Annotated in this window: 2 protein-coding genes; both read right to left on the bottom strand. The window is 55.9% G+C overall.

What is annotated here, in order from left to right:
* Positions 1 to 119 precede the first annotated feature (119 nt).
* The gene (locus tag HV796_RS42290; RefSeq protein ID WP_175233551.1) at positions 120 to 653 is read right to left on the bottom strand and encodes a hypothetical protein; all 534 of its coding nucleotides are present in this window, start codon (positions 651 to 653) and stop codon (positions 120 to 122) included.
* 232 nt (positions 654 to 885) lie between these two features.
* Positions 886 to 1293: a hypothetical protein gene (locus HV796_RS42285; protein WP_246356404.1), complete on the bottom strand. Its 408-nt coding sequence runs from the start codon at positions 1291 to 1293 to the stop codon at positions 886 to 888.
* Positions 1294 to 1455: the final 162 nt, after the last annotated feature.

Raw genomic sequence — 1455 nt, 5'->3', positions numbered from 1 at the left:
TGCCTTCAAGGACGGCGAACCGGTGCAAGACGATCGACCGGTTCAGCAGAAACTCGCCGCTTGAAATCGACCGCCATCAAATTATTCGTACACCACTCTTGACGTTAGCTCTGCATACGTCATCCGCTACACCGTGCTGGATTCCGGCGAAGTCTTGGTGACTCGTGTCTGGCACACGCGCGAATTGCGGGCGTAGCGGTCACAGTCAGGCAATGTCGAGCCGGAACTGCATCACGTATTGGGCGTCGTTCGCGGCCGGTTGCGGCCGGTTGCGGCCGGATACCCGTCTCCTGGCGTCGGGCCTGTCGTTGTTCGCGCTCGATCGCCGTATAGCCCATCTGGTCGCGCATCAGTTCGAATTCGAGTGCTTGCAGGCGCAGGACGGGCGACGGGATGACGGCGTGGCCTTTCATCCAGTCCTTGACCGTGCGTTCATGGCGCTGGAGCGTGCGACACAGATGGCGCATCGGGAGGCTCCGGGCGTAGTACAGGAACTCGTTGCGTGACGCGGCGTTGTTGCGCGTCAGAATCTTTGGTTTCCGTTTGGTCATACGAATCTCGTTGAGGGTGTGCAGTCTGCATGAAGACAAAAAAAGCCGCTCAGATGAGCGGCTTTCTGGATGCAGGATATGTAGCGAGTTCGTATTTTTCATATAACTTTCAATCCGAATTTTCCGGTGAATCTTGGCATCTATGGCGTGGTGTTGCGTTGGTTTGGTTTTTCAGATTTTGTTATATTTCTACGGGTAAGGCGGCCGACTTATCCACAGGATATCCACATTTTCAGGCGTTTCCTGTTGCGTGACGGTAGCACGGGCATTTGTTGCGTCGATACTTCGCTGAAGGCGCAACGGAATAGATCCCGGCAACAGGATATTGCCAGCCTCAGTGTTGCGCTCCTGCCGGCGCCGAGTACATCTTTGACTTCACACCCAATTCCCACAGCATGTCGATGTTCCTGAGATACGTGGCAACGTTCTCGGCCGAACTGTGGATGATCGAATGATCATGGCCGTCAGCGCTGTCGACTTTCGCTAACCATGGGTCTTCCAGGCACTGGCAGATGTCGTTGATGTCGTCGCTATACTGCGTCAGGGTTTCGGGAGCCCAATTGCGCACAACATCGGGGGCCAGGAGCACCGAGAGCGTGCCTTTCCGCTCGCCGATATACCGTACCGGCGCGAGCAGGCCACTGATGTAGAGCACCATAATCGCGTCGATCACGCGATCGTCATGATCCTCATCCCAGATGATGGCGAAGTCGAGGAACGCGCAACGATCGAGCCGGTTCATAAACTCGTCGTGCCAGACCGGTGCCCGCAGAACAGAGTAGTGAGTTCCCTTGCCTATTGACCTTTCCATAAATCATGACGTCACCACAAGGTTGCCTGAATCCAGCACGCGGCGATGATCGAAGGTCGGTGCTGAGCGCTTTTGAGCTTGTTGCGAGCGACG

The sequence above is a fragment of the Paraburkholderia humisilvae genome (genome assembly GCF_902859855.1).
GTDB lineage: Bacteria > Pseudomonadota > Gammaproteobacteria > Burkholderiales > Burkholderiaceae > Paraburkholderia > Paraburkholderia humisilvae.
The sequence above is the reverse complement of the archived record's forward strand: the minus strand, read 5'-3'. Positions and strand labels throughout refer to the sequence as shown.

What these genes read in the sequence shown, in the direction of transcription:
- HV796_RS42290 (WP_175233551.1), bottom strand. Translation starts at nt 653, where the DNA reads ATGAAAAATACGAACTCGCTACATATCCTGCATCCAGAAAGCCGCTCA.
- HV796_RS42285 (WP_246356404.1), bottom strand. Translation starts at nt 1,293, where the DNA reads ATGAACCGGCTCGATCGTTGCGCGTTCCTCGACTTCGCCATCATCTGG.